This is a genomic window from Pseudoalteromonas sp. MMG022, assembly GCF_021654245.1.
In the GTDB taxonomy this organism is placed as follows: domain Bacteria; phylum Pseudomonadota; class Gammaproteobacteria; order Enterobacterales; family Alteromonadaceae; genus Pseudoalteromonas; species Pseudoalteromonas amylolytica.
The window spans coordinates 51,748-58,648 of the sequence record NZ_JAKFZQ010000027.1 but is presented as its reverse complement, the minus strand read 5'-3'; the positions used below and the strand labels follow the sequence as shown (position 1 = coordinate 58,648).

General features: G+C 44.9%; 4 protein-coding genes. 1 reads left to right on the top strand and 3 read right to left on the bottom strand.

All coding sequences use genetic code 11. The features are described 5' to 3' along the window. Positions 1-202 precede the first annotated feature (202 nt). Entirely contained in the window at positions 203-1,126 is a 924-nt protein-coding gene (locus L1070_RS18530) for an SDR family NAD(P)-dependent oxidoreductase (protein ID WP_237126672.1), read from the top strand. A 21-nt stretch (positions 1,127-1,147) separates the two neighbouring features. Here L1070_RS18530 and iadA read toward each other — a convergent pair whose 3' ends face one another. From iadA to L1070_RS18515, 3 genes are all read right to left on the bottom strand, one after another. Continuing rightward, the gene (gene iadA / locus L1070_RS18525; RefSeq protein WP_237126671.1) at positions 1,148-2,314 is read right to left on the bottom strand and encodes a beta-aspartyl-peptidase; all 1,167 of its coding nucleotides are present in this window, start codon (positions 2,312-2,314) and stop codon (positions 1,148-1,150) included. A gap of 12 nt (positions 2,315-2,326) precedes the next feature. Beyond that, entirely contained in the window at positions 2,327-3,736 is a 1,410-nt protein-coding gene (gene yfcC, locus L1070_RS18520; protein WP_070987228.1) for a putative basic amino acid antiporter YfcC, read from the bottom strand. 148 nt (positions 3,737-3,884) lie between these two features. Beyond that, positions 3,885-6,812 (bottom strand): TonB-dependent receptor, encoded by a 2,928-nt coding sequence (locus L1070_RS18515; protein ID WP_237126670.1) that lies wholly within the window; start codon positions 6,810-6,812, stop codon positions 3,885-3,887. Positions 6,813-6,901: the final 89 nt, after the last annotated feature.

Here is a 6,901-nt window from a genome sequence, read left to right as displayed (position 1 = left end):
CTTCGTTCACTTTTTATGTCAGTGACATAAAGTGAGTGATACAGTTTATATTTCTAAAACACACACCTTTATTTAAATTTCATAAAACATTCCACTTAACATCTTTTTTGTTTTCATATTGTTGTTTTATTGTGTTGCAAAATTAGCTACATTGAAGCTTGTAATGACTTGGTAAGCTGATTACGTTAGGGAAAACACCGCGATGAAAATAGTGATATCTGGTGCAACATCAGGGTTCGGAGTTGCTTGGCTGCGTGAGTTAGATGATACACAACAGGCTGAGTTTTTTGTTTTAGCGCGTGATAGACAAAAGTTCGATGCACTTGTGGCACAACACCCACTAAAAAATCCAGTCCATTTTATCTGTTGTGATTTAAGTTCATTGGCTTCCATAGAGCGTGCGAGTGGGGTTCTCAGACAAACGGTAGAGAGTGTTGACGTATTGATCAACAATGCGGGGGTATATGCCAAAGATGCTCTGGAGCTGTCCTCAGACAACATTGAAATGACGTTTGCTGTCAACCAGCTTGCACCTTACTACTTGACGGGAAAGTTGCTACCTTTGTTATGCCAATCAGCACAGCCAAGAATAGTTAATACCGCTTCTTTTCGTCATTCGGATGCTAAACTCAATACCTCTGATATTGAACTCATATCACAATTTAACGCCGAGAATGCTTACTGTAACAGCAAACTATTCACGATTTTATTTACTAGGTATTTGGCCGAATTACTAAAAGACACCACTATTTCAGTGAATTGCTTCGATCCAGGTATGGTTGATACCCCTATGTTGCGGCAGGCTTTTCCTAAGTCACTTCTGTTTTTATATCCACTGGTTCGCAGACTGATTGCCCGTTCATGTGAAAAGGGAGCTCAAACAGGCGTGTTTTTATCAATAGCTGACGCCTGCGACGGGGTAACGGGGCAGTACTTTAAAGACAAAAAAGTGAAAAAAACCAGTAAGCAGGCATACAGCAAAGCATTGGCGAGATGGTTGTGGCGCGAATGTGAACGCCTCTCGGGATATTGCTATCCAACTTTATCGCCACAAATACCTCATAGCAATACGTTTGGTGATGTAACGGGCCACAAAAAATGCCCACCAAGTAGGTGGGCGATTTAAGTTAACCTCACTGGGGAGAGGTTATTCGAACAAGCCTTTAACGATAGCGTTGCTGTTTTCGACCATATGTAGGCCATTGCTCCAAACATGTACGGGAGCGAGCGTCTGCTTATCTAACAATACCAAATCTGCGTCACTACCCACTTTGATGGTGCCTTTTTTAAGCCCCAGTACCTGTGAGGGGTTGGTTGTAATGGCCATTAGGGCATGTTCGATGGCAACATCAAACTCCTGTACGGCCTGCACAAATGCTTGATGAAGTGACGCTTCTTTGCCGACCTCTAAACCAACAAGATTAAGTGTGTCATCAAAAATCGGTAAGCTGGCATGACCATCAGAACTAATGGTCAGACGATTTGGATCGACGCCTTGTGCTAAACAATATGCCAGTGCTTGTGCGGCCGCATATTCTCCATGTGCAAGGTCATATTCAGTGGTGCTAGCGGTAAAGTCGATATGACCGCCACCACGGCAAAAATCAATGCCTGCATCTAGCAATCCTTTGTTACGATTCATATGTGTTGGGTAGAATGCAGATAAAGTAATATCGCTACATTTCGAAACCTCATGCAGTAAAGATAAATACGTTTCTTGCGGCCCAACATGAATGCTCACTGTGCCTTTTTTACCGCTGAGCATTCCGGCAACCTTAGCCTGCGCTGCTAGCTGGGCAAGCTGTAGTGCGGTGGGCTGGCTACTGCGATGATCAGAAATTGCGACCTCACCAACCCCAATGAACTCTTCAATGTACATTAAGTCATCCGTGATGCTTCCAGTAAGGGTTTTAGCTGGGAGGTGGTATGATCCGGTATGACAAAACACATTGAGGCCTTGTTCCTTGAGCCCCTTAGCCTTAGCTATTAGGTTACTTAAGGTACGGCTACTAGAGTCGGTGCCCAAAGCCCCAACTACAGTGGTGATGCCGTTTAAAGTTGCATCGGTAAGTTCCATTTCTGGTGTTCGACTGGCAAAACCTGCCTCACCGCCACCACCGGTAATGTGTACTAAAGAGTCGACAAAACCTGGTGCGAGAATGTGCTCGCGCGCGTCAATTACTTTGACTTGAGTGTTGCCATCGAGCTTGATCTCAGGCTGTATGTCGATGACTTTTGAACCTGCCAGCAGCACATCCATTTTACCTTGCGCTGTAGGAGCGTATAAGTCTGCTCCTTGAATAAGAGTTAACATAGATAGCTCTTTTTATTGATAATTAATGAAATAGGCGATGAAAATAAAACTACTGGCAAGGGCAAATAACGCCAGTGTAAATCGCCAAATAAATGCAGCCCATTCACCCCAATCTAGCTTTACGATACCCAAGCAGCCGATCAGGCTGGCAGAGGTTGGAATAAAGATGTTGGTCAGTCCATCACCTAGTTGAAAAGCAAGTACCACTATTTGCCTTGAAACATTGAGTAAATCACCGAGTGGAGCCATAAGCGGCATAGTAATCGCAGCTTGCCCAGAACCAGACGATACAAAAAAGTTGAATAAGCTTTGAAATAACAACATGCCCCATGCAGCGACGGCATCGGGAACGGCCGCTATGCTACTGGCGCTATGAAAAAGCAGAGTATTCAAAATTGAGGGGGCATTGAGATCACTGCCACCGAGCAGCAACACAACACCTTTGGCAAGCGCAACGAGCATCGCAGCAGGAAGTAACTCCTGAGCACCTTGTTTAAATGCGTCAGCACTGTCGTTGGCACTGAGCTTGTTAAACATTTTAGCGATCACCGCACTGAATAGACCAATACAAAAGAACTGAGCTGCTAATTCGGGAATATAGTATTGTCTTGCCATCACGCCCCATACCACCCACACCATACCGAGCACGAATGTGCATAGTATTAATTTGTCAGATATATCCAGCGGAGTATGTTCGCCAGAACCAACAGGTGTATCTAGTTGGTTTTGCTTTATTGAATTGGCATAACGCACAGTAAAACCTAAGCCAAACAAAGTAAACACCAACCAAGCGAGCATTCTAAAGCTAGCACCTGAAAAAACAGGGATTTCCGCGATAGACTGAGCAATTGCGATGCTAAATGGATTCATCCAAGAAGTGGCAAAGCCAATTTGCGTCGCCACATAGGTAGTAAGTACTGTAACTTTGGCGTCGTAACCCAGTTGTTTCATAATGGGTAAAAGCACGATACAAAAAGCAATGGCTTCTTCTCCCATACCAAATACTGCACCTGCAAGGGAAAATAAGGTGAATAGTAGTGGGATAAACAGCCATTCAATGCGTTGTGTTTTGTTGATGAGGGCCATGATGCCGTTATTAATCGCACCGGTTTTCATGATGATGCCAAAAGCGCCACCTGTGATTAAGATAAAGGCCATCACGCCAATGGTGGCACCATACTTATCACCTGTAACAAGGCCTTCAAATAACACATTGGCGAGACCAATATTGCCACCTTCAGCAAAAATTGGGGCGCTCTGAACTCCCTCAACGGTTTGATACTGGGAGAGTTCCACGGAATGACTTTTATCCTCAACGTTAAACTTTCCCGGTGTGATCAGCAAAGAAGCTATATAGGCAACAAATGCGACCGTCAGCAAGATGATACTTGCATCAGGCATGATAAATTTTTTAGTTTTCATAATTCCACTTCAAGCGCAAAGTATTGACCAGCGAACTTGCTCAGATGCAAGCGCTGACAACGACTAATTAGTGCAGTGGCTTTACTAAATTAGTAAAGCCACTGTAAATATGAGCATAGTGTACACAGAGCTAAACTCATGTACCTAGCTAGAAACGATAAGTCGCGCTTAGGGTAATGCGGGTGCCAAAGGCATTGTGATTGATAGAATCAAATCCTCGAGCAGAGCCATAAACACGCGGTGGCTCTTTGTCAAATAGATTGTCAACACGCGCTCTGAGAGTGAGCTTGTCATTAACGTCGATACCCGCAGAGAGATCCCATACTAAGAAGCTATCCACTTCACGTCCTCCTTCAGCACTCAAAACACCTAACTTTTCTAGTTCGCCAATTTCTCGGCCTCTGAGTCCCTCAATGTCGTCTTCATAGCTGCTGGTGTAATTTGCACCAAGTGTGATGTAGTAATCTTCGCTGTTCCAATCAATCGACATACGAACGATATTGCGAGGGTATTGATAGCTACCAACGAGTTTTTCCAACGAATCAGAACCTGGCTTGTTGCGGTCAAACTTCAAGTAGTGTGTACCGTTTAATGCCAGAGTAAGTTCGCCTGTAGCGAAGTTAAAGCGGTGATCTAGCTTAAAATCAAGCCCAGAAAGTGTCTGTGTTCCTGTGTTTTCAAGCGGGATCACATGGTCACGATAAAGTGGGAGAAACAGCTCACTGTCACGCGGTTCAAAGGTGTTGATGTATGCCGTTAAGACTTGCCCAAGATCAGCACCATCTTGTTCGATGTTTAAACCATTGCTGTCTGTTACGTCACATAGTTGCGCTTCATAAGAAATACCTTGCGCGCCGTCAGGCACCAATCCACAGTGGCGCAGTGACGCATCCGTCATGGCTCTATCTAGCACTGCCGTCATATTGGTATCTATCACTTGTTCATGGTCAAAGTGCCAGAAATCTAGCGTCACATTGGTGTCGATACTTGGGCTCCAAGCCATGCCAACGCTGAGAGCTTCAGATTCCTCAGCTTTTAGATTAGGGTTGCCGAGCTCAAGTGAGTTTACACTCACTTGTGTTCCATCACCCATACAATAAAGTTCTGAAACAGCTTGGTTGGCACCACAGTCAAATGATGATGTTGTCGTTCTCAGTTTGACACCAGCTTGCGTGAGAGAGGGCGCTCTGAACGAAGTAGACCATGAACCCCTTAAAATCAGTGAGTCAGATGGGCGAAAGCTCACGCCAATTTTAGGGTTAAAGGTGCTACCGAAATCATCATAATGGTCGTAGCGGCCAGCCAGTTGCAACTCGATTTGTTCAGTGACTGACACACTGAGCTCGGCAAATGCGGCGTATTGCGTACGTTTAGCACGTGATAAAGATGAACCAAAACCAAACACATCAACAAGGTACTCTTTGTCGGCTTGAGCTTGTGAATCAGTCGATGGAATGTCGCTTAACTCCTCTTTACGAGCTTCAACACCAAAAGAGGCGTAGGCTGGTAGTTCGTTGAAGGTAAATACTTCGCCACTGATATTGGCATCCCACGCATATACGGTACTTTCCCCGCTGCGAGTTGGAAGGGCTTGCGCAACGGCTAGCACAGCATCGTTATTGGCATCATTTTGTATAAATGGGTTGTAAAATGGCAGTAATTCGCCACTTTGGCAGTTTAGGTTTTGGCCATCAAAGCTTGCCAACGAGCCGTCTGAACACAGCTCTCCAGTGATTGCGCCATGAAATTGGTAGCGATTATATACACCAGCAATTGCCTCTTGCTCAGAGCGTGAGCGTGAAAAAGTTACCCCTGATTCCCAGTTCCAATCGTTTATTTCACCTTCTAATGTACTGACTAATCTGAAGTTCTTGGTCTCTACTTCAACAGTTCTAGGGTCGTTAAAGCGCGCATCAAAGGCAAAGCCCCAAACTTCTCTGCCACTTTGTGTGGTGAATGGATCGATGTAGAGTTGATCCATCAGTGCGTTGCTGCCATCGGCCTGATCATAAATAAACAGGGCGTCTTCTAGGATGTATGGACCATCGCTGTCATCTAGTTGATTAATTGGTGCCGGTGATGAATAGGCTTGTGACTTGGTTTGGCTGTAGAAAAAATCTGTATGCCAGTCAAGTTCACCGAGTTGAGAGTTAAACATGAAGCCGGTAGAAACACTTTCGAACGGCGTTTCGAGATAATCGTGTTGATTACCATAGTAGGCGCAGATTTGCTCACCATATTCGGTTGTCACTAACGGAGTCTGACAGTTTGGAGCTGGCAGCTCGTTACCATCTCGGCTGCTGTAATAATAAATATTTGGTGAATTTTCAAGTGTTGGCAAGTAAGAATATGAATTGACCAAGTTAGGTGATGCGCTAAAACTGCGGTCAGTGGCTTTAAAAGCATTTCTGTCATACATGTCTAAAAACACACTGAGATGGCTATCGCCGATCTGTGTGCCATACAGCATGTTAATTTGTTTTTTGCTCTCATCATGGCTATCTGTGCTATCACCATACGACGCATTTATTTCAGCACCTTGATAATCATCTTTAAGAATGTAGTTGATAACACCGGCAACCGCATCGGCGCCGTAAACTGCAGATGCCCCGGTCGCTAAAATTTCAATACGCTCAATGGCAGCCAGAGGAATAGCATTAATATCAACGAAGTTCTCAGTGCCTGCGGCAAATGAACTAGGCGCTACACGACGTGAATTTATCAGAGTGAGCGTGGAAGATGGCCCCATGCCTCTTAGGCTAGCTGCCGATTGACCCGCGGGGGTTGAAGTCGACGTGCCACCACTTTCAGAAGTGGAAAAAGTGCCATTGCCTCCTTTGAGTACAGACAAGTCTTTCAATAGTTCAAAAATAGTATTGGCGCCCGATTGCTTGATGCTTTGTTGGTCCAATACGGTAAGCGGTACGCTTCCCTCCAGATCAACGCCTTTGATGCGTGAGCCTGTAATTTCTACTCTTTCAATGTTCTCTAATTCGTTTTCTTGTTGTGCATACGCAGACGCAACTGGGCACAGCGAAGCGCTGATTGCCGCGGCAATAGTTAATCGACGAAACATGACGGATTACCTTTATGTCTTTATCGAGCAGGCGCAAAGGTGCCAAAGCTCAATTATTATGATTATTCAGACAGGGCAGTGATGCATGA

What these genes read in the sequence shown, in the direction of transcription:
- L1070_RS18530 (WP_237126672.1), top strand. Translation starts at nt 203, where the DNA reads ATGAAAATAGTGATATCTGGTGCAACATCAGGGTTCGGAGTTGCTTGG.
- iadA (WP_237126671.1), bottom strand. Translation starts at nt 2,314, where the DNA reads ATGTTAACTCTTATTCAAGGAGCAGACTTATACGCTCCTACAGCGCAA.
- yfcC (WP_070987228.1), bottom strand. Translation starts at nt 3,736, where the DNA reads ATGAAAACTAAAAAATTTATCATGCCTGATGCAAGTATCATCTTGCTG.
- L1070_RS18515 (WP_237126670.1), bottom strand. Translation starts at nt 6,812, where the DNA reads ATGTTTCGTCGATTAACTATTGCCGCGGCAATCAGCGCTTCGCTGTGC.